Annotated in this window: 20 protein-coding genes, 3 tRNA genes and 1 pseudogene; 10 read left to right on the top strand and 14 right to left on the bottom strand. The window is 70.5% G+C overall.

Annotation, left to right across the window (positions count from 1 at the left end):
* Nucleotides 1-449: 449 nt before the first annotated feature.
* Together bldC and QMK30_RS18330 are read right to left on the bottom strand one after the other, a co-directional pair.
* Nucleotides 450-656, bottom strand: a complete 207-nt coding sequence (bldC, locus tag QMK30_RS18335; RefSeq protein ID WP_003949541.1) for a developmental transcriptional regulator BldC — start codon at nucleotides 654-656, stop codon at nucleotides 450-452.
* Between the two features lie 480 nt (nucleotides 657-1,136).
* A complete protein-coding gene (locus QMK30_RS18330) occupies nucleotides 1,137-2,042 on the bottom strand; it encodes a DUF8083 family protein (protein WP_283519334.1) in 906 nt (301 codons plus the stop codon).
* 210 nt (nucleotides 2,043-2,252) lie between these two features.
* Here QMK30_RS18330 and QMK30_RS18325 point away from each other — a divergent pair, with 210 nt between their 5' ends.
* Nucleotides 2,253-3,335 carry a Leu/Phe/Val dehydrogenase gene (locus QMK30_RS18325; RefSeq protein WP_283519332.1) on the top strand — a complete coding sequence of 361 codons (1,083 nt, stop codon included), beginning with the start codon at nucleotides 2,253-2,255 and terminating at the stop codon, nucleotides 3,333-3,335.
* A 279-nt stretch (nucleotides 3,336-3,614) separates the two neighbouring features.
* Nucleotides 3,615-3,866 carry a DUF3073 family protein gene (locus QMK30_RS18320; protein ID WP_283519331.1) on the top strand — a complete coding sequence of 84 codons (252 nt, stop codon included), beginning with the start codon at nucleotides 3,615-3,617 and terminating at the stop codon, nucleotides 3,864-3,866.
* Between the two features lie 156 nt (nucleotides 3,867-4,022).
* On the opposite strand, the gene purM is transcribed toward QMK30_RS18320, so the two are convergent.
* The 9 genes and pseudogenes from purM to purS form a co-directional block, all read right to left on the bottom strand.
* On the bottom strand, nucleotides 4,023-5,111 hold the full coding sequence (gene purM / locus QMK30_RS18315; protein WP_283519330.1) for a phosphoribosylformylglycinamidine cyclo-ligase: 1,089 nt from the start codon (nucleotides 5,109-5,111) through the stop codon (nucleotides 4,023-4,025).
* 34 nt (nucleotides 5,112-5,145) lie between these two features.
* The gene (gene purF, locus QMK30_RS18310; RefSeq protein WP_283519329.1) at nucleotides 5,146-6,672 is read right to left on the bottom strand and encodes an amidophosphoribosyltransferase; all 1,527 of its coding nucleotides are present in this window, start codon (nucleotides 6,670-6,672) and stop codon (nucleotides 5,146-5,148) included.
* 279 nt (nucleotides 6,673-6,951) lie between these two features.
* On the bottom strand, nucleotides 6,952-7,770 hold the full coding sequence (locus QMK30_RS18305; RefSeq protein WP_283519327.1) for an META domain-containing protein: 819 nt from the start codon (nucleotides 7,768-7,770) through the stop codon (nucleotides 6,952-6,954).
* 411 nt (nucleotides 7,771-8,181) lie between these two features.
* Nucleotides 8,182-8,985 carry a maleylpyruvate isomerase family mycothiol-dependent enzyme gene (locus tag QMK30_RS18300; RefSeq protein WP_283519325.1) on the bottom strand — a complete coding sequence of 268 codons (804 nt, stop codon included), beginning with the start codon at nucleotides 8,983-8,985 and terminating at the stop codon, nucleotides 8,182-8,184.
* Between the two features lie 55 nt (nucleotides 8,986-9,040).
* Nucleotides 9,041-9,667 (bottom strand): annotated as a pseudogene (locus QMK30_RS18295) (M23 family metallopeptidase); the annotation flags it as partial.
* 386 nt (nucleotides 9,668-10,053) lie between these two features.
* A complete protein-coding gene (locus QMK30_RS18290) occupies nucleotides 10,054-10,566 on the bottom strand; it encodes an ArsR/SmtB family transcription factor (protein ID WP_283519323.1) in 513 nt (170 codons plus the stop codon).
* 95 nt (nucleotides 10,567-10,661) lie between these two features.
* A complete protein-coding gene (purL, locus tag QMK30_RS18285; RefSeq protein WP_283519321.1) occupies nucleotides 10,662-12,950 on the bottom strand; it encodes a phosphoribosylformylglycinamidine synthase subunit PurL in 2,289 nt (762 codons plus the stop codon).
* Nucleotides 12,947-13,627, bottom strand: coding sequence for a phosphoribosylformylglycinamidine synthase subunit PurQ (gene purQ, locus QMK30_RS18280; protein WP_283519319.1), 681 nt, complete (start codon nucleotides 13,625-13,627; stop codon nucleotides 12,947-12,949). The genes purL and purQ overlap by 4 nt, the downstream gene beginning before the upstream one ends.
* Entirely contained in the window at nucleotides 13,624-13,875 is a 252-nt protein-coding gene (gene purS, locus QMK30_RS18275; RefSeq protein WP_283519318.1) for a phosphoribosylformylglycinamidine synthase subunit PurS, read from the bottom strand. Before purS ends, purQ begins: the two co-directional genes overlap by 4 nt.
* A gap of 313 nt (nucleotides 13,876-14,188) precedes the next feature.
* Here purS and QMK30_RS18270 point away from each other — a divergent pair, with 313 nt between their 5' ends.
* The 8 genes from QMK30_RS18270 (at nucleotide 14,189) to QMK30_RS18235 (ending at nucleotide 19,352) form a co-directional block, all read left to right on the top strand.
* On the top strand, nucleotides 14,189-14,509 hold the full coding sequence (locus QMK30_RS18270) for a histone-like nucleoid-structuring protein Lsr2 (protein ID WP_283519317.1): 321 nt from the start codon (nucleotides 14,189-14,191) through the stop codon (nucleotides 14,507-14,509).
* Between the two features lie 212 nt (nucleotides 14,510-14,721).
* Nucleotides 14,722-14,793: transfer RNA gene (locus QMK30_RS18265), tRNA-Gly, on the top strand.
* 78 nt (nucleotides 14,794-14,871) lie between these two features.
* A tRNA-Gly gene (locus QMK30_RS18260) sits at nucleotides 14,872-14,944 on the top strand.
* A gap of 130 nt (nucleotides 14,945-15,074) precedes the next feature.
* On the top strand, nucleotides 15,075-16,043 hold the full coding sequence (locus QMK30_RS18255; RefSeq protein WP_283519315.1) for an ABC transporter ATP-binding protein: 969 nt from the start codon (nucleotides 15,075-15,077) through the stop codon (nucleotides 16,041-16,043).
* Nucleotides 16,040-16,861 carry an ABC transporter permease gene (locus tag QMK30_RS18250; RefSeq protein WP_283519313.1) on the top strand — a complete coding sequence of 274 codons (822 nt, stop codon included), beginning with the start codon at nucleotides 16,040-16,042 and terminating at the stop codon, nucleotides 16,859-16,861. Before QMK30_RS18255 ends, QMK30_RS18250 begins: the two co-directional genes overlap by 4 nt.
* Before the next feature lie 34 nt (nucleotides 16,862-16,895).
* On the top strand, nucleotides 16,896-18,380 hold the full coding sequence (locus QMK30_RS18245) for a sensor histidine kinase (RefSeq protein WP_283519312.1): 1,485 nt from the start codon (nucleotides 16,896-16,898) through the stop codon (nucleotides 18,378-18,380).
* 272 nt (nucleotides 18,381-18,652) lie between these two features.
* Entirely contained in the window at nucleotides 18,653-19,255 is a 603-nt protein-coding gene (locus QMK30_RS18240) for a response regulator (RefSeq protein ID WP_283519310.1), read from the top strand.
* A 24-nt stretch (nucleotides 19,256-19,279) separates the two neighbouring features.
* Nucleotides 19,280-19,352: transfer RNA gene (locus tag QMK30_RS18235), tRNA-Gly, on the top strand.
* Between the two features lie 63 nt (nucleotides 19,353-19,415).
* On the opposite strand, the gene QMK30_RS18230 is transcribed toward QMK30_RS18235, so the two are convergent.
* The 3 genes from QMK30_RS18230 to QMK30_RS18220 form a co-directional block, all read right to left on the bottom strand.
* Nucleotides 19,416-20,315 (bottom strand): phosphoribosylaminoimidazolesuccinocarboxamide synthase, encoded by a 900-nt coding sequence (locus QMK30_RS18230; protein ID WP_283519297.1) that lies wholly within the window; start codon nucleotides 20,313-20,315, stop codon nucleotides 19,416-19,418.
* 114 nt (nucleotides 20,316-20,429) lie between these two features.
* Nucleotides 20,430-21,947: a N,N-dimethylformamidase beta subunit family domain-containing protein gene (locus tag QMK30_RS18225; RefSeq protein ID WP_283519296.1), complete on the bottom strand. Its 1,518-nt coding sequence runs from the start codon at nucleotides 21,945-21,947 to the stop codon at nucleotides 20,430-20,432.
* 535 nt (nucleotides 21,948-22,482) lie between these two features.
* Nucleotides 22,483-24,309 carry a M48 family metalloprotease gene (locus QMK30_RS18220; RefSeq protein WP_502963157.1) on the bottom strand — a complete coding sequence of 609 codons (1,827 nt, stop codon included), beginning with the start codon at nucleotides 24,307-24,309 and terminating at the stop codon, nucleotides 22,483-22,485.
* Between the last annotated feature and the right edge of the window lie 522 nt (nucleotides 24,310-24,831).

Below are 24,831 nucleotides of genomic sequence, written 5' to 3'. Positions count from 1 at the left end.
GGCAAGAGTTTCGCTGTGTGACGGGAGTCACCGAAAGAGTTTCGGGAGCGGGTCGACTTACTCCCCTCCTACAACAGGTCAATTTAATATGTGCAATTGCACCAGCCTGCGGAGGCCGCCGGAGGGTCGGGTGCGGGAGGGTGCGGGGTCGCGGCCAGGCGTCCGCGGGACGGTCCGCGGGACCCCCGGAACCGGCCGACGCGAGGTCGCTTCGCAGGTCACAGCGACCGCCCGGGACGCGCTCAGGACATGACGGAGAGCCTGGCTCAGGGCATAAAAAGATCGCGCTGGACCCGGCGGAGTCCAGCGCGATCGACGGCGCACCCGTGCTGCATGGATGTGGAGTCCGTTGGGGCGGACTCCTGCCGTGTGGTGCTCAAATGGGCTTTCCGGGTTGGGGGGCCCGGAAGATGCCCGTCAATACGGGGTTGTGCGGGTCATGCGGTTGTTCAGGCCTCGCTGCGCTGCTGCGGAATACCCGCAAGCAGCGCGCGGACCTCTGCCTCGCGGTAACGCCGGTGTCCACCAAGCGTGCGGATGGACGTGAGCTTGCCAGCCTTTGCCCAGCGAGTGACCGTCTTAGGGTCCACGCGGAACATCGTGGCGACCTCAGCCGGGGTCAGCAGCGGCTCGGCGTCAGGGGTGCGAGCGGTCATGAGCGGCCTCCTCGGGAGAACCGAACCATCACGGTTCTTTCCTCTAAATTCTGCACCTTGACCCGCGTTGCCCGAAATGGCGGACGCGGGCCGAGTCGGTTATAGGACGAACGGCTTGTCCTCGGCACTACAACTACACCATCCGTCCAGCCACGTCGGCCAAACCGATGGAATTGCCCTCCCAGGTGTTCATCAGCGACGAAGCCGATGGACCATGCCATAGCGGACAGTCACGTCACAGTGACGATCAGTCACAGAGCGATCAGGAGCCGTCAGACCCCCCATAGCGCGCAATGCCGAGATTTCCGCCCTTACTTGGACGGAAGGAGCCCCTACCGGACTCCTTGTCCTATTTTGGCATGAGGATGGGGGATGGGCGCAAGAGCCCGCTAAGTGCCGTCCGTCACGCTTGAGTCAAAGGCCCGGATCAGGACCTACGTCCCGGCCCTTCGGCACCCCGGCACTTTCCCCGCGAGCCACTCAGTTCGCGAACTGACGCTCCCGCACCGTCCGCCAACGCTCCATCAGCCGCTCGTACGCCTCGCCGGCCCCGGCGCCGTCACCCGCCCGCAGCGCCGCGATCCCCTCGGCCACGTCCGCCGCCGACACATCATCGGCGAGATGCACCTCCGGAACCGTGTGCACCAGGCCGCCGTAGTCGAGCTCGACCAGCGACCGGGGGTGGAACTCCTCCAGCCAGCGCCCCACATCCACCAGGCGGTCCACCAGGCCCCCGATGAGCAGCACCTCGACGCCGCCCTCGCCCTCGCCCGCGCTGTCGCCGTCGCCCGCGCCGCCGTCACCGAGCAGCTCCCGCAGCGCCTTCAGCGCCCGCGCCACCCGCCGCCGCGCCTGCGCCATCGGCGTCCGGTAGCTCAGCGTCGGCGCCGAGCCCTCCCGCGCCTTCGTGTACGTGCGCTCCTCGCCCGCGAACAGCGCGAACCAGCTCACCGGCACGTGCCACACGGAGCTCCTGATCCACGGCCGCGCATCCGGATTGCGCTCCAGCCACCGCTCGAAGTCCGCGGCCGCCTGGCGGCGTACGACGGGCGGCAGCGCCGCGTCCAACAGCGGCTCGGGAAACAGCTCGGGAAGCTCCTGAAGGGCCAGCCAGCCCCGCAGACGGGTGCGCCACGGGCAGACGCACACCACGCCGTCCAGCTCGGCGACGAACGCGTCGCCACTCTCGTGCACCGGCACCGCGACCGGCGGGGTCGGCAGCAGGTCGGCCAGGGAACGCCTCAGCTCGTCCTGGGCGGTCGGAAGGTGCCCGCGCCGCGCGTAGCCCGCCCAGTACCCCCGCTCGGGCTCCGGGAAGGCCGCCAGCGGTTCGTACACCCGCAGATACGAGACGTACGGGACGATCACCGATGGCGCCTGGGCCACGCCTGCTCCTCACTCGGACGGTTCGGACGGAACGGGTCGGGTCCGCTCGGGTCCGGTCGGGTCGGACGGGAATCGTCCCACGTGCACCCCGCCGGAGGGTGATCCTGAGCACTGCGGTCACCCGGCGGCCCGCCAGGTTCTACGCTCTTGCCCATCAGCCCTCCCCACCCGCAGGAGGGCACCGCCGCTTCGTACTTGGGAGTCACCACCGTGACCGACGCATCCGACGGCGTCCTGCACACCCTGTTCCGATCGGAACAGGGCGGCCACGAACAGGTCGTGCTGTGCCAGGACCGCGCCAGCGGCCTCAAAGCCGTCATCGCCATCCACTCCACCGCCCTGGGCCCGGCCCTCGGCGGCACCCGCTTCTACCCGTACGCGTCCGAGGAAGAGGCCGTCGCCGACGCCCTGAACCTCTCGCGCGGGATGTCGTACAAGAACGCCATGGCAGGCCTCGACCACGGCGGCGGCAAGGCCGTGATCATCGGCGACCCGGACACCATCAAGACCGAAGAGCTGCTGCTGGCCTACGGCCGCTGCGTAGCCTCCCTCGGTGGCCGGTATGTGACGGCGTGCGACGTCGGCACGTACGTCGTGGACATGGACGTCGTCGCGCGCGAATGCCAGTGGACGACCGGCCGCTCCCCCGAGAACGGCGGCGCGGGCGACTCCTCCGTACTGACCGCCTTCGGCGTCTTCCAGGGCATGCGGGCCAGCGCCCAGCACCTGTGGGGCGACCCGACGCTGCGCGGCCGCAAGGTCGGCGTCGCCGGCGTCGGCAAGGTCGGGCACCACCTCGTCGAGCACCTCCTGGAGGACGGCGCCGAGGTCGTGATCACCGATGTGCGGGAAGCGTCCGTGCGCCGCATCACCGACCGGCACCCGCAGGTGACGGCGGTCGCCGACACCGAGGCGCTGATCAGGGTCGAGGGCCTGGACATCTACGCGCCGTGCGCCCTGGGCGGCGCGCTCAACGACGCGAGCGTGCCGGTGCTCACCGCCACGGTCGTGTGCGGAGCGGCCAACAACCAGCTCGAACACCAGGGCGTCGAGAAAGACCTCGCGGACCGCGGGATCCTCTACGCACCCGACTACGTCGTGAACGCGGGCGGCGTGATCCAGGTCGCCGACGAGCTGCACGGGTTCGACTTCGACCGGTGCAAGGCGAAGGCCGCGAAGATCTACGACACCACGCTGGCAATATTCGCACGTGCGAAGAGTGACGGCATTCCTCCGGCCGCGGCGGCCGACAGGATCGCCGAACAGCGGATGTCCGAGGCGCGCGGACGCTGACATTCGGCGGGGGCCGCCCCGACGGTGGCGAGAGATGCCTCACGCCACTCGGCGGGTCGGCCCTCAATAAGAGGTTAAAATCGCGGTTGACCAGCGAGTACGGGGCATCTCGCGGGTTCTGCACCGGGGCATGTCATGCGGGCGGCGTACCGTATGGCCGCGGAAGCAGGTACCGTTGAAGTCCTGCGGACCGGCCTCTCCGAGGAGAGACCGTTCCCAACCATGAACGGGTGTCAAGACTCTGGGGCCATCGAGCCCCGTCACCGAGGGGGTCGAGCCATGGGGCGCGGCCGGGCAAAGGCCAAGCAGACCAAGGTCGCCCGCCAGCTGAAGTACAGCAGCGGCGGGACAGATCTGTCGCGTCTGGCCAATGAGCTGGGCGCTTCGACTTCGCAACAGCCGCCGAATGGCGAGCCGTTCGAGGACGACGACGAAGAAGACGACCCGTACGCACAGTACGCGTCGCAGTACAACGACGACGGGGACGAGGACGACCAGTCCGGCCCCTCGGCGCAACGTCGCGGCGCTTGACGTCGTACAGCTTGATCACCTGACCCGGTCCGGGGCGCGAGCCCGGGACCGGGTTCTGTGCTCCCCGCGGGGGACTGTGCTTCCCGCGGGGAGCATGGTTCACGATGCCTTCAGCAGCTTGTCAGGGGCTTCCCGACAAGCTGCCTCCAGGTGTCCTCAGCGTGAATAGGTGCTGGTCAGCGTGGCACCCTCGCGGTGCTCGCCCCGCTCGGTGATCTCTCCTGCGATCCAGGCGTCCACACCGCGGTCGGCGAGGACCGAGAGAGTCACGTCCACCGACTCCTCCGGGACGACGGCCATCATGCCGACGCCCATGTTGAGGGTCTTCTCAAGCTCCAGCTGCTCGACGTTGCCCGCGTTGCCGACGAGGTCGAAGACCGCGCCGGGGGTCCAGGTCGAGCGGTCCACCGTGGCGTGCAGGTGGTCGGGGATCACCCGGCCGAGGTTGTTCGCCAGGCCGCCGCCCGTGATGTGGCTGAAAGCGTGCACCTGGGCGGCGCGCGTGACGGCCAGGCAGTCCAGCGAGTAGATCTTGGTGGGCTCCAGCAGCTCCTCGCCGAGCGTCCGGCCGAACTCCTCGACCTCGCGGTCCAGCGACCAGCCGGCCCGGTCGAAGAGCACATGCCGCACCAGCGAGTACCCGTTCGAGTGAAGACCGGAGGACGCCATGGCGATCACCGCGTCCCCCTTACGGATACGGTCCGCGCCCAGCAGCTGGTCGAACTCCACGACGCCCGTGCCGGCCCCCGCGACATCGAAGTCGTCCTCACCGAGCAGACCCGGGTGCTCGGCGGTCTCCCCGCCGACCAGGGCGCAGCCCGCGAGGACACAGCCCTCGGCGATGCCCTTGACGATCGCCGCGACACGCTCGGGATGCACCTTGCCGACACAGATGTAGTCGGTCATGAAGAGCGGCTCGGCGCCACAGACCACCAGGTCGTCCACGACCATGCCCACGAGGTCGTGGCCGATCGTGTCGTACACGCCCATCTTGCGGGCGAGATCGACCTTCGTGCCGACGCCGTCGGTGGCGGAGGCGAGCAGCGGACGCTCGTAGCGCTTGAGCGCGGAGGCGTCGAAGAGGCCGGCGAAACCGCCGAGGCCGCCGAGGACCTCGGGGCGCCGCGTCTTCTTCACCCACTCCTTCATCAGCTCGACGGCACGGTCGCCGGCTTCGATGTCGACGCCCGCGGAGGCGTAGCTGGCACTGTTGCCCGGGTTCGGAGTGCCCTGATCAATAGGCATGGCGCTGGGAACTTTCGTGTCGGGAAACGGGGCGTTACGGGCGGCGGAGCGCTTCGGCTGCGGCCGTGTTGGCCGGGCCTGCTGCCAGCTCGCTCTCCAGGAGCTGCTTACCGAGCAGTTCCGGGTCGGGCAGGTCCATCGGGTACTCACCGTCGAAGCAGGCACAGCAGAGATTCGGCTTCGGGATGGTGGTCGACTCGATCATCCCTTCGAGGGAGATGTACGAGAGGGAGTCCGCACCCATGGAGGTGGCGATCTCGTCGACGGACATGCCGTTGGCGATCAGCTCCGCGCGGGTGGCGAAGTCGATGCCGAAGAAGCAGGGCCACTTCACCGGCGGGGACGAGATCCTGATGTGGATCTCGGCAGCGCCCGCCTCGCGGAGCATCTTGACCAGGGCGCGCTGGGTGTTGCCGCGGACGATCGAGTCGTCGACGACCACCAGGCGCTTGCCGCGGATGACTTCCTTGAGCGGGTTGAGCTTGAGGCGGATGCCCAGCTGCCGGATCGTCTGCGACGGCTGGATGAAGGTCCGGCCGACGTAGGCGTTCTTGACCAGTCCGGCGCCGAACGGAATTCCGCTGGCCTCCGCGTAGCCGATGGCGGCCGGCGTGCCGGATTCCGGTGTCGCTATCACCAGGTCGGCTTCCGCCGGGGCTTCCTTGGCGAGCTTGCGGCCCATCTCCACACGGGAGAGATAGACGTTCCGGCCGGCGATGTCGGTGTCCGGGCGAGCCAGATAGACGTACTCGAAGACACACCCCTTGGGCTTCGCTTCCGCGAATCGGGAGGTGCGCAGTCCGTTCTCGTCGATGGCCAGCATCTCGCCGGGCTCGACCTCGCGGACATAGGCGGCGCCGCAGATGTCCAGGGCAGCGGACTCGGAGGCCACCACCCAGCCGCGCTCAAGACGGCCCAGGACGAGCGGGCGGATGCCCTGCGGGTCCCTGGCCGCGTACAGCGTGCCCTCGTCCATGAAGACGAGGGAGAAGGCGCCCATCACCTGAGGGAGAACCTTTGCGGCGGCTTCCTCAATGGTGAGCGGCTTGCCGTCGTCGTCCGTCTGGCCGGCCAGCAGTGCGGTGACCAGATCGGTGTCGTTGGTGGCGGCGACCTGCGTCGCGCGGCCGTTCTCCTTGGGCAGGGCGGCGACCATCTCGGCGAGCTGCGCCGTGTTGACCAGGTTGCCGTTGTGACCCAGCGCGATCGATCCGTGCGCGGTGGCACGGAAGGTCGGCTGGGCGTTCTCCCACACCGAGGCTCCGGTGGTGGAGTAGCGGGCATGGCCCACCGCGATATGACCCAGGAGGGAGCTGAGAGATGTTTCGTCGAAGACTTGCGAGACCAGTCCCATGTCCTTGAAGACGAGGATCTGAGACCCGTTGCTCACTGCGATGCCCGCGGACTCCTGTCCACGGTGCTGCAGGGCATACAGTCCGAAATAGGTGAGCTTGGCGACCTCTTCGCCCGGAGCCCAGACACCGAAGACGCCGCAAGCGTCCTGGGGGCCTTTCTCTCCGGGGAGCAGGTCGTGGTTGAGTCGTCCATCACCACGAGGCACGGCACCAAGTGTAGGCGAGATCGACCACTGGTCCGAATTAGGGACGTGGACGGGCGCTCACCTGGGGCGGAGCGGAGGGTTCCGGGGTATGTCCGGATCGGGGTACGAGAGAGTGTGCGCCGGATCCACCCGCTTTGGGCCGGTACCCCGGAAGCGGGGCGGGGTGATGGTGCGGATGGGGGGGCTCCCCGAGAGGCGGCGACTGGCCGCGGCACTCAGTGCCGCGGCAGGTGCTGCCGGAGGGTCCGCGGGAGGGGCCGGCTCCGGCCCCCTGAGCCGCTACTTCTGCTTGGCGGCCCTGGCCTCCAGGCCGTCGCCGGCGGCGGCGGTGAGGGACAGGGTGGATCCCTTGATCTCGTAATTCGTCCTGCCGTCAAGGATCTTGAGCAGTTCCCGCTCGGTCCGCATGGCTTCCGGCGTACACATCTTCCGGGTCGTCGCCACCTTGGAGAAGGTGATGGTGGACCCGGCGACGGCCGCCTTGCCGCTGAGGTTGTTGCAGCTGGTACTGCCGCCCACCGAACCGTCCTTGCCGAAGATCAGCTCCGCCTTGCCCGCCGTGTCCGAGGGCAGCGAGGTGACGCTCTTGCCCTTGATCAGCGATTCCACGTTCCACCGGGTTTCGGTGAGCTTGGCGTTGGGCTCCTGAGGCTTGGCCGACATCGCGATGCTGTCGCCCTTCGCCGTCGTCAGCGTCAGGCGGTCGTCGGCGACCTTGCCCTTGAGCTTCCCGGTGAAGGCCGCCTGCAGGCTGCCCTCGAACTTCTGGATGTCCTTCTCGCAGGCCATCTCCGTGGACTGGACCGTCCCGACCGTGATCGTGTCGCCCTTGACGGTGGCTTCGGCGCCGAAGGAATTGCAGCCGCTGTTGCCGGAGGCGCGCCCCTTGTCGTCGATCGTGACCCGGGTTCCCTCGGGCGCGGGGATCTTCCTGCCGTCCACGGTCACGCTCTCGACGGCCCAGTCGATCCCGGTGACGGCCAGATCCGGCTTTACCGTGCCGTCGCTTCCGGCGTTCGATCCGGTGTCCGTGCCGCAGGCGGTCGCGGTCAGGGCGAGGAGGGCCAGGGCAGTGGCGGGGAGGCGTGTGCGTGACATATCCATGGCGATGGGACGGGGGGAGTGGGGGATCCGGTTCCACTTGGGGGCGGAGGTCCGCTGCGCGGGGCTTGCCCCTACCCGCCCCTTCCCGAACTGGGGCTCCGCCCCAACCCCGGTCCTCAAACGCCGGACGGCTGAAATGGGCGGGGTGGGAGCACACGAGGGCAGCCCAACGCCCCGGTCCCGGTCCTCAAACGCAGGACCGGCTGAGATGGGCCGGGGCAGCTTGACCCCCGGCCCCGGTCCCCCGGGCGCAGCATCCCGGAAAGAATTCAGCCCGTCCGGCGATTGAGGACACGCCCGAAGGGCGTCCGGGGTCCGGGGCCGACCCCCGCCACGCGGCGGCAGCCGCACAGTGTCACAGCCGGGAAGGGGCGGGGTGGGGAACAGCCCCACGGACACCGGCCGCTACCCCAGGATCGGCAGCAGCTGCGAAAGGTCCGCCCGCTCCCCGCTCGCGCTGGCCTTCGCCTCGGCCCGTGCCTCCGCCCACCCCAGCCGGCCCGTCGCCAGCCGGATCCACGTCAGCGGGTCCGTCTCGACCACGTTCGGCGGGGTGCCGCGCGTGTGCCGGGGGCCCTCCACGCACTGCACCACCGCGTACGGCGGGATCCGTACCTCCACCGAGCCGCCCGGCGCCTTCACCGCGAGCGCGTCGGCGAGCAGCCGGGTGCAGGCCGCCAGCGCCTGGCGGTCGAACGGGACGGTCAGGCCCGCAGCCCGGTTCAGGTCGTCGGTGTGGACGATCAGCTCCACCGTGCGGCTGACCAGGAAGTCGTCGAGGCGCATCGCGCCGGGGCGGGCCGCGACGAGCCGGTCGTCCGGCGCAGTCGCCAGCAGTTCGACGACGCGTGCCACCGTCCGGTCGAACAGCTCGACCAGCGCATCGGGGCCCGGCGCCGAAGCGGCGATGCCCCTGGTGTCCTCGGCGATGTCCCCGGCGTGCTTGACCGTCGCGAACGGCCATTCGAGCAGGGCGAGTTCCTGCTTGAGGGGGGCGGGACCCTCCAGGTTGCCGCTGATCGTCCCCACGACCATCGTGAGATGCGCCGCCAGCTCATGGACCGTCCAGTCCCCGAGGTGCGTGGGCAGCGCGAGCTGCTCGGGCGTCAGCGCCCGGAACGCCTCTCGCACATGGTCGATCTGAGCGAGGACGGCGGCGCGGGTCTTCGCGGGGTCGTAACGGCGCGTGCGCTTCTGGGCCGGAGGCATGAGCCGACATTAACTCCTGGGTCCGACACCGGCGCCGAATCACCGTCAAGTGCGCGCCGTTGCGCGGGACTCCGAGGCCGGTCCAGGTGAACGGAATGCCGTAGGACGTGTCCGGGTCGGGGCCGTCCATCAGCTGGAAGTGCCGATGGGGTTCGGTGGTGTTGCCGGAGTTGCCGCAGCGGGCCGGCACCTGGCCGCGCTCGACCCGGTCGTCGAGACTGACGGTCAGTGAACCCTGTTGAAGATGCGCGTACATGGCGTACGTCACGTCGCCCAGATCGAGCACCAGATGGTTACCCACGACCCGGCTCGCGCCGCCGAAGACGGCCCGCGCCTCCCCCTCGGCGAACAGGAGGTAGAGCAGCGCCGGGAGCGAGTTGCGGCTGAGGTGGTCACACTAACGGTCGGTGGCCCGTACGACCGTTCCCTCCCGCACCGCGAGCAGCGGGACGCCGAAGGCCGGGAAGACGGCGGGGCGCCGGACGACCGGCCGCAACCAGGCGAAGCCGGGACGAGTGGCGGAACCCAGCCCGGCCTCCGGCTCGGCCACGATGTCGATCGCGAAGGTCTGGCCGTACTGGTGCGTGCCGTGGCTCGGGGTCTTGTCGGCCGGGCTGTTGAGCGCCAGCCAACGGCCGGTGACCGGTTGTGCGACCTCGACGGGGTGCCGCGGCCCGGCCGGCCGTGCGGCGGTGGGCGATGCGGCCCCGGGCAATGGTGACGGCGTAACGACCTCGGGGGCCATGGAGCGTGGATCAGCGAGCGGCGTCCTGCGGCTTCGCGTCCAAGGCGGAGGAGGGAGGCGACGCGGAGCGTCGTCGACCGACGACAACGCCGGAGTCGGAGGCGGAGTCGGAGGCGCAGGGCGTCGGGAGCCCGCGCACTATTGCCCCCGAGGTCGTAAGCCGCGAGCAGGGGCAGCGCCACCCACCAGAGGGCGAAGGGATGGTCGGCGAATACCGCTGCGACGACGCGTGCGAAGAATGCCACCGCGAGGCAGCGGTACAGGTTCGCGAACAGACGTGCCGCGGTCATGGTTCCCCCTTGATCGCCAGGGTTACGGGGTTGTCAGGCAGCCGCGGCCAGCATCACCAGCAACGGCACCACCCGGCCCGCGGGCACCTCGTAACGCCCTCGCGTGGCCGTGTGCAGCCAGCCCGCGCCGGTCAGTTGGCGCAGGTGGTGGTAGATCTGGCCGGTCGTGCCGACCTCGTCGAGCTCGGTCAGCTCGGCGGCGGTGCGCCGACCTCCGAGGATCTCGCGCAGCAGCCGCAGCCGGACCGGGTTCCCGAGCGCGGCGAAGCACTCGGCGGCCCGTGCCCAGTCGGTGTCGAGGACGCCTTCGGTGAGCGCGCCCTCCTGCCACTCGTACCGCTCCCCCGTCGGCAGTCGCACCGCCCCGGTGAACAGCACACCGCCGTCGGCCGCCCCGGCCCCGGCGAGCAGCCTCCTGAGCCCTTCGAGCGCCCAGAATTCGTCGCCGAGGCCCACCGCCGGGGCGCTCCCGACGGCTTCCCGGTCCGTGCTCTCCAGCGCCACGATGCGTCGTTCCAGCTCCGCGACGCGCTGCTCAAGCTCCATGACACCAACTTTACGTAATTACGTAATCCCGCACAAGGGGGAGACGACAGTGCCCCCGCCCGAACCGTCCGGGCGGGGGCACTGTGCTCGTACGGTCAGGCGGTGGTGGTGTCGGCGAACAGGCCCGGGATGGTCTCCTCGTGCGCCGTACGGAGCTCGCTCAGCGGGATGCTGAACTGGCCCTGCACCTCGACCTCGTCGCCGTCCACGACACCGATGCGGGTGACCGGCAAGCCACGCGCCCCGCACATGTCGTTGAACCTGAGCTCCTCGCTGCGCGGCACGGACACGATCGCCCGGCCCGCCGACTCGGAGAACAGGAAGAGGAACGGGTCCAGCCCGTCCGGCACGACCAGCCGCGCGCCCTTCCCGCCCCGCAGGCAGGACTCGGTGACGGCCTGGATCAGGCCGCCGTCGCTCAGGTCGTGCGCCGCGTCGACCATGCCGTCGCGCGAGCCCGAGATCAGGATCTCGCCGAGCAGCTTCTCGCGGTCCAGGTCGACCTTGGGCGGCATGCCGCCGAGGTGGTTGTGCACGACCTGCGACCAGGCGGAGCCGCCCAGTTCCTCGTGGGTGTCGCCGAGCAGGTAGAGGAGCTGGCCCTCTTCCGCGAAGGCGACGGGGGTGCGCCGCGTCACGTCGTCGATCACGCCGAGCACCGCGACGACGGGCGTCGGGTGGATGGCCGTGTCGCCGGTCTGGTTGTAGAGCGAGACATTGCCGCCGGTCACCGGGGTGCCCAACTGCTGGCAGCCGTCGGCCAGTCCACGACACGCCTCAGCGAACTGCCACATGACGTCCGGGTCCTCGGGGGAGCCGAAGTTCAGGCAGTCGGAGATGGCGAGCGGCTTGGCGCCGGACGCGGCGACATTGCGGTACGACTCGGCCAGCGCGAGCTGCGCGCCGGTGTACGGGTCGAGCTTCGCGAACCGGCCGTTGCCGTCCGTCGCGATGGCGACACCGAGGTTGGTGTCCTCGTCGACCCGCACCATACCTGCGTCCTCGGGCTGGGCGAGCACCGTGTTGCCCTGCACGAAGCGGTCGTACTGGTCGGTGATCCAGGACTTCGAAGCCTGGTTCGGCGAGCCGACCAGCTTGAGTACCTGCCCCCGCAGCTCGGCCGAATTCGTGGGCCGAGCCAGCTTGTTGGCGTCGTCCGCCTGGAGCGCGTCCTGCCAGGACGGGCGGGCGAAAGGCCGGTGGTACGTCGGGCCCTCGTGCGCCACGGACCGCGGCGGTACGTCGACGATCTGCTCGCCGTGCCAGAAGATCTCCAGCTGGGTGCCCTCGGTGACCTCACCGATGACGGTCGCGATGACGTCCCACTTCTCGCAGATCTCCATGAAGCGATCGACCTTGCCGGGCTCCACGATCGCGCACATGCGCTCCTGCGACTCGCTCATGAGGATTTCCTCGGGCGAGAGCGAGGAGTCGCGCAGCGGAACGCTGTCCAGTTCCACGCGCATCCCGCCGGACCCGGCCGAAGCCAGCTCCGAGGTCGCGCAGGACAGGCCCGCGCCGCCCAGGTCCTGGATGCCGTCCACCAGGTCCTCGCGGAAGATCTCCAGGGTGCACTCGATGAGGAGCTTCTCCTGGAAGGGGTCGCCGACCTGCACGGCGGGACGCTTGGTGGGCTTCGCGCCCGCGGCGCCAGCCGCTGACGCATCCGTGAAGGTCTCGGACGCGAGGACCGAGACGCCGCCGATGCCGTCGCCGCCGGTCCTGGCGCCGTAGAGGATCACCTTGTTGCCTGGGCCGCTGGCCTTGGCGAGGTGGATGTCCTCGTGCTTCATGACGCCGATGCAGCCGGCGTTGACCAGCGGGTTGCCCTGGTAGCACTCGTCGAAGACGACCTCGCCGCCGATGTTCGGCAGGCCCAGGCAGTTGCCGTAGCCGCCGATGCCGGAGACGACACCGGGCAGCACGCGCCTGGTGTCGGGGTGGTCGGCCGCGCCGAAGCGCAGCGGGTCGACGACGGCGACCGGGCGGGCGCCCATCGCCAGGATGTCGCGGACGATGCCGCCGACGCCCGTGGCCGCGCCCTGGTAGGGCTCGATGTACGAGGGGTGGTTGTGCGACTCGACCTTGAAGGTGACGGCGTAACCCTGGCCGATGTCCACCACGCCGGCGTTCTCGCCGATGCCGACGAGCATCGCGTCGTTCGGCGGGACCTTCTCGCTGAACTGCTTGAGGTGGACCTTGCTGCTCTTGTACGAGCAGTGCTCGGACCACATCACGGAGTACATGGCGAGCTCGGCGCCGGTCGGACGGCGCTCAAGGATCTCGCGAATGCGCGCGTACTCGTCCTGCTTCAGGCCGAGTTCGGCCCAGGGCTGCTCGGCGTCCGGGGTCTCGGTCGCGTGCTTGACCGTGTCGAGGCTCATGCGTTGACCAGCTTCTTGAGGATCGAGGTGAAGAATCCGAGGCCGTCGGTGCGCCCGGTGCCGACCAGCGGGTCCACGGCGTGCTCCGGGTGCGGCATCAGGCCGACGACATTGCCCGCGGCATTGCTGATGCCGGCGATGTCGCGCAGCGAGCCGTTCGGGTTTCCGTCGAGGTAGCGGAAGGCGACCCGGCCCTCGGCCTCCAGCTCGTCGAGCGTGTGCTCGTCGGCGACGTACCGGCCGTCGATGTTCTTGAGGGGTACGGAGATTTCCTGACCGGCCGTGTAATCGGCGGTCCAGGCGGTCTCCGCGCTTTCCACCCGCAGCTTCTGGTCGCGGCAGATGAAGTGCAGGTGATTGTTGCGGAGCATCGCGCCGGGCAGCAGGTGCGACTCGGTCAGCACCTGGAAACCGTTGCAGATTCCGAGGACCGGCATACCGGCCTTCGCCTGCTCGATGACGGTCTCCATCACCGGCGAGAAGCGCGAAATCGCCCCGGCCCGCAGGTAGTCGCCGTAGGAGAAGCCTCCCGCGAGCACCACCGCGTCGACCTGCTTGAGGTCCTTGTCGCGGTGCCACAGAGAGACCGGCTCGGCGCCCGCGATCCGGACGGCGCGCAGGCTGTCCCGGTCGTCGAGCGTCCCTGGGAAGGTGACGACTCCGATGCGAGCGGTCACTTCGACTCCTCCACCTTCACGGTGAAGTCCTCGATGACGGTGTTGGCGAGGAAAGTTTCGGCCATCTGATTGATGCGGGCGAGGGCGGCGGCATCGACCGGTCCCTCGACCTCCAGCTCGAAGCGCTTTCCCTGACGTACGTCCGCGATTCCCTCGAAGCCAAGCCGGGGCAGCGCACGCTGCACCGCCTGGCCCTGCGGGTCGAGAATCTCGGGCTTGAGCATGACGTCGACTACGACGCGTGCCACGGGCACTCCCGGTGGTGGTGTGGTGCGTAAGGCGGTTCAGTCAGCGTACCCGCCCAGAAATTCTACGCGGGTAGATATCGGTTGACGCCGATCACGTTCCGGTATCGGCGGCGACAACCCGAGGGAAAATCGAGGAAAAATGGGCGCCCCCGATTGCGCATGGACACGCGGATGAAATTAACTGGGCTTCACAATGCAATGCTTGTCGCTGTACAAAGGAATAGCAAGAAAATCAGCATTGCCCCAAATCCGCCGGATGGCCGGTGTCGCCGCATGTCAGACGCGGTGTTGCCGCAGGAAAGGACCGATATCCGTGGCTCAGCGCGTCGTGGTCACGCTCTCCGACGACATCGACGGAGGGGAAGCAGCGGAAACGGTCACGTTCGGCCTGGACGGGAAGTCGTACGAGATCGACCTGAATCCCGCCAATGCAAAGAAACTGCGCACCTCCCTGGAGCCGTTCCTGGAGGCGGGCCGAAAGCAGTCGAGGTCCGGCAAGGTCTACCGGCACACCGACGTCGCCCCCGACCCGGCGGCGGTCCGCGCATGGGCCCGCTCGCACCAGATGGACGTGCCGGCCCGCGGGCGCATCCCGAAGAAGGTCTACGAGGCCTTCACCGCGGCGTCGGTCTGAGGTCCGCACCTCGGTCGCGGTCCCCGGTCCGGGGGCCGGCGACCGAGGTGCGACCGAGGTCGCGCCGGAGCCCGGCAGCGGTCCGGCCGGGGGCCGTCCGGAGCCCGGCCGGGGAGTGGCTGAACTACCGACTTGCATTGCACCCCTGAACGTCGGCTAGAGTTCGGAGCACGCCGAAGGGCAAGGCCGAAAAGCCGGGCCCCCAGCAGCGTGCGGGTGTAGTTCAGTAGTAGAACATCCCCCTTCCAGGGGGAAGGCGCAGTGTGCAATTCCTGTCACCCGCTCTGCATCGCTCACCGACCACTCCGGTGGATCCGGTAGGATGATGCTCGCACCGCCCGCAGGTTCGGGCCGGTTGCACTGCGGACGTAGCTCAGTTGGTAGAGCGCAACCTTGCCAAGGTTGAGGTCGCCAGTTCGAACCTGGTCGTCCGCTCAGCGAAGTAAGAAGGCCCCGGTCCACGCGACCGGGGTCTTCTTCGTGTGCGCACCCCGATGACATTTGTCATGAGCTCCGATGACAACACGCACTGCTGCCGGACGCCGCCGGGCGGAAGTCTGGAGACATGACCACCCACGAGTATGTGATCGAGGCCGAGGAGCTCGGGCGCACCTACGGCGGCGGATTCGAGGCCGTACGTTCCCTCTCCTTCTCCGTGGCGCGCGGTGAGCTCTTCGCGCTGCTCGGCACCAACGGCGCGGGCAAGACCTCCACCCTGGAAATGGTCGAGGGCCTGTCCCGGCCGAGCGCGGGCCGGGTGCGGGTGCTCGGCCACGACCCGTACGGCGAACGCGCCGAGGTCCGGCCCCGGATCGGCGTGATGCTCCAGGAAGGCGGCTTCCCGTCCGAGCTGACCGTGCGCGAGACGGGGCGCATGTGGGCGGGGTGCACCAGCGGAGCGCGGCCGGTGGACGAGGCGCTGGACCTGGTGGGGCTCGGAGGGCGGGCGGGCGTACGGGTGAAGCAACTGTCCGGGGGTGAGCGGCGCCGGCTCGACCTGGCGATGGCGTTGATCGGCCGGCCCGAGGTGCTCTTCCTGGACGAGCCGACGACCGGCCTGGACGCCGAAGGGCGGCGCGACACCTGGGAGTTGGTGCGCGAGCTGCGGGACAGCGGGACGACTGTCCTGCTGACCACGCACTACCTGGAGGAGGCGGAGCAGCTCGCCGACCGGCTGGCGATCATGCACGAGGGGCGGATCGCCGCCGAGGGCCGGGTCGACGAGGTGGTGGCCGCGTATCCGGCGCAGATCTCCTTCGAGCTTCCCGACGGCTACCACCTGGGGGACCTGCCGCCGCTGCTGGCGCTGGGCATCACCGGACACGAGTGGAAGGGCCGCAGGGTGCGGCTGCACACCGCGACGCTCCAGCGGACCGCCACTGGGCTGCTGACCTGGGCCTCGGACGCCGGGGTCGAACTGCGCGGGCTCGACGTGCGGTCCGCTTCGCTGGACGAGGCCTTCCTGCACATCGCACGGGAGGCGAAGACGGGTACGCCGGGAACGTCGGAGCGGGAAGAGGTGGCGGCGCGATGAGCACGGTGACCACGATGGATCCGGCGGGCACGAAGGGCGGGTCGAGCCGGGTGCGTACGACCGCGACGGGCCGGGTGGCCGCACTGACCCGGGCCGAACTGACCCTGCTCGTACGGCACAAGGCGGTCCTCTTCACCGCCCTGGTGCTGCCCGTCGGTCTGACCTTCGCGATGCGCCCGGTCTTCGACGACATGGACCTGGAGAAGGCCGGACTGACCATGGGTTCGGCGGTGATGCCGATGGCCGTGGCGTTCGTGCTGCTCTTCGGGGTGTACTCGGCGCTGGTGACGGTCTTTGTGGTGCGGCGCGAGGAGCTGGTGCTCAAGCGGCTGCGCACCGGGGAACCGGGGGACACGGAGATCCTGACCGGGACTGCGGTCGCCACGATCGCGGCCGGGATCGTGCAGTGCGTGGTGCTGGTCGTCGCGGGGGCGGCCGTCCTCGGCATGGAAATGCCGGAGAACCCCCTCCTCGTGGTGGCCGGGATCCTGCTCGGCATGGTGCTCTCGGGCACGCTGGCGGCGGCGACCACGATCCTCACGAGGTCCGCGGAGGGTTCGCAGCTCACGATCATGCCGATGATGCTGGTGTCGATGGCCGGCTCCGGGGTGGTCGTACCGCTGGAGATGCTGCCCGACAAGCTGGCCTCGATCTGTGAGCTGCTGCCGCTGTCGCCGATCGTGGAGCTGGTGCGCGGCGGCTGGACCGGCCAGCTGGGCGCGTACGAGGCACTCGGCGCCGTCGCCACGGCGGTGGCCTGGACCGTACTGTCAGGATTCGCCGTACAGAAGTGGTTCCGGTGGGAGCCGCGGCGCTAGCGCCGGCAGCGTGCGGATGAGTGTGGGAGCGGGCATGAGGCGCATCTTGCGCAAGCGGAGCCAGGCCGAACAGCTGGACCTGTACACGCGCGTGACGCTGTACGTGCTGCCGTGGTCGTTCATGGCCGGCTTCCTCGTCCCCATCACGCTGTCCCTGGACCGGGAACCCGGCGCCGTTGCCCTCGGGCAGAGCCTGTTGGTGCTCGGGGTGGCCCAGTGCGCGGTGGCGATGGACACGATGCGCCGCGCGCTCGCGCACTATCTGGACGCGGCGCCCGTTCCTCGCCTTTCGGCGGGCATCTCCCTGGCCCTGGGTGTCTGCGTGACGGGGCTGGCGGTGGCCCTCCAGGCATCCGGCGCCGTCGGTGACGGGGCGGTCCTGGCCCAGATGCTGCCGTTCGCCCTGGTGCCCACCGCGCTGTCCGTGTACATGCTTTCGACGGTCCGGCGGCTCCTGCTCTGGACCGTGCTGGTCGTGGCGGTCCTGGGCGGGGCGATTGTCGCGGTCGGGGAGGACACCGGGCTGGCCGTGGGCTGCGCGGTGGCCGTCCTGATCATGGCGCTCGTCGCGCTGCTCGCCGCGCGGCCCACGGCCTGGTTCCTGTCTCTGATCTGGGAGCTCGACCGGGCCCGCGGCGCGCAGGCGCGGCTGGCGGTCGCGGAGGAACGGCTGCGGTTCGGGCGGGACATGCATGACGTCATGGGGCGGAATCTGGCCGTGATCGCGCTCAAGAGCGAGCTCGCCGTACAGCTCGCGCGGCGCGGCAAACCGGAGGCCGTGGACCAGATGGCCGAGGTGCAGCGGATCGCGCAGGAGGCGCAGCGCGAGATCAGGGATGTGGTGCGCGGCTACCGCGAAGCCGACCTGCGGGCCGAACTGGAAGGTGCGCGCGGGGTGTTGAGGGCGGCGGGCATCGACTGCCGGGTGAGCGGCGACGAAGGTACGCAGCACCTGCCGCCCGCTGTGCAGTCGGCGCTCGGGTGGGTCGTACGGGAGGCGGCGACGAATGTACTGCGGCACGGGGACGCCAACATCTGCGTGATCTCGCTGGCGGCGACGGATGAAGTGGCCACGCTGGTCGTGGAGAACGACGGGGTGGCTGTGGTGGCTGAGGCTGAGGGGGCGGGGGGTTCAGGGAGCGCCGGAGGTGCGGGGGCCTCCCGGGGCGCCGGTCTCGCAGGGCTCGGGGAACGGCTGGCGGCGCTGGACGGGACGCTGAACGCGGGCGTACGGGACGGCGACCGCTTCCGGCTGACGGCGGAGGTGCCGCTGGGGCGGGATGCGGGGGGTGCGGGGGATTCCGGGGAGGTGCGGGATGCCGGGGATGTGCCGGTGGAGCAGCGGGTGGCGCGTGCGCGCGAGATGGCGCCGGACGCGCAGGCTTCAGGCACCCGCGGGACGCTGCCGGACGCGCAGGCGTCGGAGAGCCGGGAGGTGCCCGCGGAGCTGCGGGCGTCTGACGTCCCCGAGACGGCGCCGGACACGCAGGCGCCTATGAGCCGGGGGGTGCCGCGATGACCACTCCCCCTGGGGCGGCCGTGCCGCCTGTCCCGCCAGGGTCGGCCGGGTCACCGGGGTCGCCCGGATCGCCCGGATCGGCTGGAACGCTCGGATCGGCTGGATCGGCTGGATCACCGGGGTCGCCCGGATCGGCTGGATCGGCTGGATCGGCTGGATCACCGGGGTCGCCCGGATCGGCTGGATCGGCTGGATCGGCTGGATCGGCTGGATCGGCTGGATCACCGGGGTCGGCCGTACCGCCTGAATCGCCTGTTCCGGGCGTTCCGCCCGTGCGCATTCTGCTCGCCGACGACGAGCATCTGATCCGGGGCGCTCTCGCCGCCCTGCTCGCGCTGGAGGACGATCTGGTCGTCGTCGCGCAGGCTGCCACCGGCCCCGAGGCGCTGGCGATGGCGATGGCGTACCGGCCCGACATCGCCGTGCTCGACCTGCAGATGCCCGGCGCCGACGGTGTGAGTGTCGCCACAGCGCTCCGGACCGAGCTGCCCGACTGCCGCTGCATGATCGTGACCAGCCACGGCCGGCCGGGGCATCTGAAGCGGGCGCTGGCAGCGGGGGTGCGGGCGTTCGTACCCAAGACGGTCAGCGCGCAGCGGCTGGCCGAGCTGATCCGTAGCGTGCGGGACGGAAACCGCTATGTGGACCCGGAGTTGGCGGCCGACGCGATCTCGGCGGGGGACTCGCCGCTGACCGCGCGCGAGGCGGAGGTCCTGGAATTGGCGGCGGACGGGGCGCCCGTCGCGGAGATCGCGCAGCGGGCGGCGCTCTCGCCGGGGACCGTACGCAACTATCTGTCGTCGGCCGCGTCGAAGATCGGGGCCGAGAACCGGCACACGGCGGTGCGCATCGCACGTGAGCGAGGTTGGGTATAGTGAGCTCCGCGCCTTCGGGTGCTCGCGGACGTAGCTCAGTTGGTAGAGCGCAACCTTGCCAAGGTTGAGGTCGCCAGTTCGAACCTGGTCGTCCGCTCAGTGAAGTAAGAAGGCCCCGGTCCACGCGACCGGGGCCTTCTTCGTGCGCTCGGGCCCTCGCTCAGCTCCAGGGGATGCCGGTGAGCAGCTCGTACGCCTCCAGGTACTTCGACCGGGTCGCGTCGACGATCTCCTGCGGGAGCGCCGGCGGTGGCAGCTCGGCCTTACGGTCCCAGCCGGAGGCGTCCGAGGTCAGCCAGTCGCGGACGTACTGCTTGTCGTACGACGGCTGCGCGTGGCCGGGTTCCCAGGTGGCGGCGGGCCAGAACCGGGAGGAGTCCGGCGTCAGCACCTCGTCGGCGATGATCAACTGCTCGCCCTCGAACCCGAACTCGAACTTCGTGTCGGCGAGGATGATGCCGCGGTCACGGGCGATGTCACGGGCCCGGCCGTAGACGGCGAGGGTCGCCTGGCGCAGCTGGGCGGCGGTCTCGGCGCCGGCCTGGCGGGCGACTTCCTCGTAACTCACGTTCTCGTCATGGTCACCGACGGCCGCCTTGGTGGCGGGCGTGAAGATCGGGGCGGGCAGCTCCGAGCCGTCGACCAGGCCCTCGGGCAGGGCGAGGCCGCAGACCGTGCGGGTCTGCCGGTACTCGACGAGGCCGGAGCCCGTGAGGTAGCCACGGGCCACGCACTCGACCGGCACCATCTTCAGCGACTTGCAGATGAGGGTGCGTCCCGCCCAGTCCGCCGGGGCGCCGGGCGGCAGCTCCGCGGAGATGACGTGGTTGGGGACGATGTCGGCCAGATGGTCGAACCACCAGAGGGAGAGCCGGGTCAGCACCCGCCCCTTGTCGGGGATCTCCGTGGGCAGCACCCAGTCGTACGCGGAGATGCGGTCGCTGGCGACCATCACGAGGTCGCCCGCCTCGTTCTGGTAGAGGTCACGCACCTTGCCCGTGTGGAGGTGGGTCAGGCCCGGGAGCTGGAGCGGCTCGGGCTTTTCTACGAATCCGGACACGGTTCCTCCGCGTAGGTTGATCCAGGAGCGTTGCTGATTCTCCCGCATGCGGGCCGGGGCCGCCCGGGCGGGTCCTCGGCCCCGTCGCTCCGGCCCTGTCAGTTCAGTCGCTTCTCAGTCCCGTTTGCAGATGTGGTCGAGCAGATTGGCCGTCGCCCGCTGCACCCGGGGATCGACGTGTCCCGGGCGGTCCAGGGCCGGGGACCAGGCGAAGGTGCCCGAGGCGAAGACCAGGGCGCCGCTGGGGGCCCGGTAGAGGGAGGTCTCCTGGTGGCGGCGGGTGCCCGCGCCGTCGCGGTACGGCGAATGGGCGAGCAGGATGCGGCCCTGGTGCTCGGGGAGGGCGGTACGTGGGAAGTACCGGTCGGCCTCGCCCGCGACCAGACCGTCGATCTCGTCGTTCTCGACGGCGCCGGTCGCCTCCCACAGCCAGTGGCCCGCGTTCCGCACGACCAAGGGGCATGGCTCGGGGACCCTCCCGGCGTACTGGATGCCCATCAGCTGCTGCTCGGGGCGGTCCGCCTCCCGCCACAGCGCGGACTTGCCGGGGCCGTGCCGCTTGTGGCAGGTGAGCAGACGGTCGGCGGTGCCGGACGGCGACGGGCTCAGCTCCACCTGCCAGTACATGGTGTTGGCGGAGAGGAACACGAGGGAGGTGCCTGCGGCGCGGGCCAGCTCGGCGGTGCGGCGCATCGGGACCGACCAGTACTCGTCGTGCCCCGGGAAGACCAGGCCCCGGTAGCGGGTCGGGTCGATGCGGCCCGCGTGCAGGTCGCTGGCGTCGGCGTAGGCCACGTCGTAGCCGTAGCGCTCGGCCCAGCGGATGAAGTCGTACGCGTGGCCGACATGCAGCGGCAGGCCCGCGCCCGCGTACGGGCGGTCGAAGGAGACCGTGACCGCCGCGTCCTCCTCGCCGAGGAGCCGGCCCATGCTGTCCCAGGCGTGGTAGAGGCTGGCGCCCGTGCGGCCGTCCTCGGGGTAGAGGTTGTACGCCTGCCAGGTGATGTCGGGCATGAGCAGGAGCAGGTCGGCGGGGTGGTCGTCGCGGACCGTGAAGGGGACGTGTGAGCGGTAGCCGTCGGCGGTGGTGAGGACGGCGACGTACGCGCCGATGTTCCAGTACGTCGGGATCTGGAGCCGCCAGGACAGCCACCAGTGGTGGCAGGACACCGTGCGATCGGCGGTGAGCGGGGGCGGCTGGACGATGCCGGAGAGCCGCGGGCTGGTGGTGATCTTGGCCGCGCCGTCGCCGCTGTAGTGGCCGATGCGGTAGATGTCGACCGAGAACTGTTGGGGCGGGTCCACCGTGATGTGGAAGTCGATCGCCTCCCCCGGTGCCGCGGCGCCGGGGGACACGAAGCCCTTGATCTGCTGGCGTACGTCGTCGGCGGTGCGGGGGGTGCCGGTGGTGGCGCCGCGGGGACGCGGGATCCTGGCCCCGGTGGCCTTGTCGATGTGGTCGACGTGGTCGCCGAACTCCGGCTGCTCCGCGTACCAGGGGATCACCTGCCCGCTGTCGCCGAAGTAGTGCTCGCCGCCGCGCAGCCAGGGCAGCGGCCCCTGCCCGAAGGGATCCGAAACAGCATGTGCGAGGGCGCCCGATTCCCAGCGCCTGCTGTACTCCGCCCCCATGCCGCTTCCCTCCCTCGATCCCCCTGGACAACAGTGGTGCTCCACCTGTCAGCTCTTGCCCCAGCACATCACATAACGCACGCACTCCGTCACCCTTCGTCGCGAATTGACGTGAACGGGACGATGGAGTCCGGTGGTTGGGGGTGCGTGCTGGGCGGGGGCGGCGGGCGGAGGGGCCGAATCCCGGCCTGTGCGGTGTTCGGGAACGTGCCCGCAGGACCTCCGGGTCGTTGGAGACGGCTGAGGTGTAGGGGACTCCTGAGATTGCTGGGGTGTACGGGATGGCTGGGGTGTACGGGATGGCTGGGGTGTACGGGATGGCTGGGCGCCTGAGTGCGTGGGCGCTTGGGTGCCTGAGTGCTCGGGGCACGGCGCCCGAGTGCCTGGGACCCCTGGGCCGCATGAGGCCAGGAACCCTCCCCCCAGCTTCGGGAGAGGGCGGGGAGAAGTGGCGGGAGGCCGACGGCGGCGGGGTGAGGTCCGGCGCCGGGCGGCGGGGATCCGGCCGGCAACCCGGCTGCGGACCGCCCGCCCCTCAGACCAGCCGGACCGGCTTCTCCGGCCGGACGCCGACCGACGCCAGCCACTCACGCAGCGGCTCCGCGTCACCGTCCTCGACCAGGCTCAGCACCCGGCCCGCCAGGTCCGCCCGACGCTCACCGTCGACGAGGAGCGTCGGCCCGTCGAGCCAGTCCAGGCCGGGGGCCGCGCCGGCCGTGTCGACGGCGGCGCAGCAGACCATCGCCGTGACGTGGTCGGCGAGCAGCTCACGCCCCGTACGCGGCGGCTGGAGCGGGAAGAGCGGGAGGGGCCCCATGTCCCAAAGGTCCTCGTCGGTGAAGCCGCTCGGCGCGACGGGCGGCGCCGCCGTTTCCTCGCGGGCCACTTCGGCGCTGATGCACGCGGCCAGCGCCTCGCCGACCTCCGAGCCGCCGCCCTCACCGGCCTTCGTATCGATGCCCTCAAGGGCTTCCACGTCGATGCCCACGCCGACTTCCGCGTCGACGAACCGGCCGGCCTCCGCGCCGTAGTACCGGCCGGTTTTCGCGTCGCTGCCCTCAGGGCCTTCCGCGGCACTGCACTCAACGGCTTCCGCGTCCGCGTCGTCAGCGCTGTCGTGGCCGTCGGCCGCGCCGCGATCCAGCGTCAGGTGTGCGATGACCCGGGCCAGCGTCGGGCCCGCGGGATCCGCCGGGTCCGGGGGGCGTCGTACGCCCATCTCGTCCAGGACCCGGTGCAGGCGTGCCGCGTCCGCGCGCCACTTCCGGTCGACGACCTCTTCCGGGTACTGCTGCCAGTCCACCGGCGACCAGTCGGGGCCCGGCTCCGCGGGCCCGCCGTGGAAGAGCCGGGCGGCGAGGAGCGATGTGGCCTCGTCGACCGCGCCGGGCTCCTCCAGCAGATCGCACGCGGGGCGCTCGCCGAGCCGGGAGGTGAAGCCCTCGGCGAGGCGGTCGCGCCGGGAGAGCTCGGTGAGGGCGGAGACCACGCCCGCGTCGAGGCGGGACGGCCAGCGGCCCATCCGCCAGGCGGGCAGCGCGACCCGGGTCAGCAGCCGGTCCCAGCCCGCGTATGCGAGGCCGACCTGCTCCTGCGCGACGATCCGCAGCCCGTAGTCCACGGTCAGCGCCCGCTCGGACGCGGCGGCGGCGACGCCCCGCTCCATCTCCGCAGCGTGCACCCGGCAGGCGCGCAGCAGCAGCCGGGACACCCAGCCGACGAAGGCGAGCGGGATCTTGCGTATCGCGCCCTGTCCGGGCCGGGCGGAGACCGCGACCGCGGCGTCGAGCCCGCGCACGAAGCGACGGGCGGCGGCTATGTCGGGGTGTGCGGAGGGGCCCGTACCGGCGACGACCGGCGCGAGCACCGCCCGCAGCTCGGCCACCCGCATCCACCACAGGAAGGGCGAGCCGATGACCAGCACCGGAGCGGCCATCGTCCTGCGCCGGCCGCGGGCCGGCAGGGACGGGGACGCCGAAGCCGGATGCGTACGGTCCTCCAGCCAGCTGTCGCAGTCGGGCGTGAGCGCCACGGCCGACGGCGCGGGCACGTCGAGGCGGTCCGCCAGGTCCCGCACCAAGCGGTACAGATCGGGGGCGGACGACTCGGCGATTTCCACCGTCGGACTGACGGCCGGCCGTGCCCGCACGATCACGGCCGCGACGGCGGCCGCGGCCAGCAGCACCACCACCGCGCCGACGGTCACCGCCCAGCGCGCCGCGTCCCAACTACCGCCGCCGATATGGCCCGTGGCACCTCCCACGAGCAGCACAACGGCGACAGCCGCGGGCAGCAGGGCGACGGCCAGTGCCGTGCTGCGGATCCGCAGCACGGACAGCGCTCTGGAACGCGCGGACCGCACGCCCTTCTCCACACTCAATCCGGTACCGGACACAGCCGGACGTCACCCCCTTCGCCCTGCGACGGCTTGCTCACTCCCCCACTGTGGCACCGACCACTGACATCGCAATGCCGGTGGGCCATGTGCCGGAACGCTTTCGCCGCACCCTAGTTGGGGGTTCGACATGCGTCAGCCGGATGGCCCAGCGGTCACTCGATGGAATGGCTTTGGCTAAAGGTGCTGACGTCAGGGGGCCGGGGGCGGCGTTGCGGAAAGGGCTCGGCCGTGCCAGGGCCAGGCCCGTCCGGGGTGCGGTCGTGCCGGGCTCGCACAAGGTCCGGGGTGCGGTCGTGCCGGGCTCGCACAAGGTCCGGGGTCCGATCGCGCCGGGCTCGGGCAGGGCGGGACCGCTCGTGCCGGGCTCGGGCAGGGCGGGACCGCTCGTGCCGGGGTAGGACGAGGCCGGGCCCGGGTCAGCTCGCGCCGGGCCCGGGATCGCACGAGCCCGGCAGCGCGGGGCCCGGCAGTGCCCGGACCCCGCGG

It is taken from the genome of Streptomyces sp. H27-C3, from assembly GCF_030063415.1.
Lineage (GTDB): Bacteria > Actinomycetota > Actinomycetes > Streptomycetales > Streptomycetaceae > Streptomyces.
Note: the sequence above shows the minus strand (reverse complement) of the source record. Positions and strands in the feature narration are given on the sequence as shown.

Coding starts and splice junctions, on each gene's coding strand:
- QMK30_RS18245 (WP_283519312.1), top strand. CDS start 16,896: ATGAGGCGCATCTTGCGCAAGCGGAGCCAGGCCGAACAGCTGGACCTG.
- purM (WP_283519330.1), bottom strand. CDS start 5,111: ATGCCTATTGATCAGGGCACTCCGAACCCGGGCAACAGTGCCAGCTAC.
- purL (WP_283519321.1), bottom strand. CDS start 12,950: ATGAGCCTCGACACGGTCAAGCACGCGACCGAGACCCCGGACGCCGAG.
- QMK30_RS18300 (WP_283519325.1), bottom strand. CDS start 8,985: ATGCCTCCGGCCCAGAAGCGCACGCGCCGTTACGACCCCGCGAAGACC.
- QMK30_RS18290 (WP_283519323.1), bottom strand. CDS start 10,566: ATGGAGCTTGAGCAGCGCGTCGCGGAGCTGGAACGACGCATCGTGGCG.
- QMK30_RS18305 (WP_283519327.1), bottom strand. CDS start 7,770: ATGTCACGCACACGCCTCCCCGCCACTGCCCTGGCCCTCCTCGCCCTG.
- QMK30_RS18255 (WP_283519315.1), top strand. CDS start 15,075: ATGACCACCCACGAGTATGTGATCGAGGCCGAGGAGCTCGGGCGCACC.
- QMK30_RS18225 (WP_283519296.1), bottom strand. CDS start 21,947: ATGGGGGCGGAGTACAGCAGGCGCTGGGAATCGGGCGCCCTCGCACAT.
- bldC (WP_003949541.1), bottom strand. CDS start 656: ATGACCGCTCGCACCCCTGACGCCGAGCCGCTGCTGACCCCGGCTGAG.
- QMK30_RS18320 (WP_283519331.1), top strand. CDS start 3,615: ATGGGGCGCGGCCGGGCAAAGGCCAAGCAGACCAAGGTCGCCCGCCAG.
- QMK30_RS18250 (WP_283519313.1), top strand. CDS start 16,040: ATGAGCACGGTGACCACGATGGATCCGGCGGGCACGAAGGGCGGGTCG.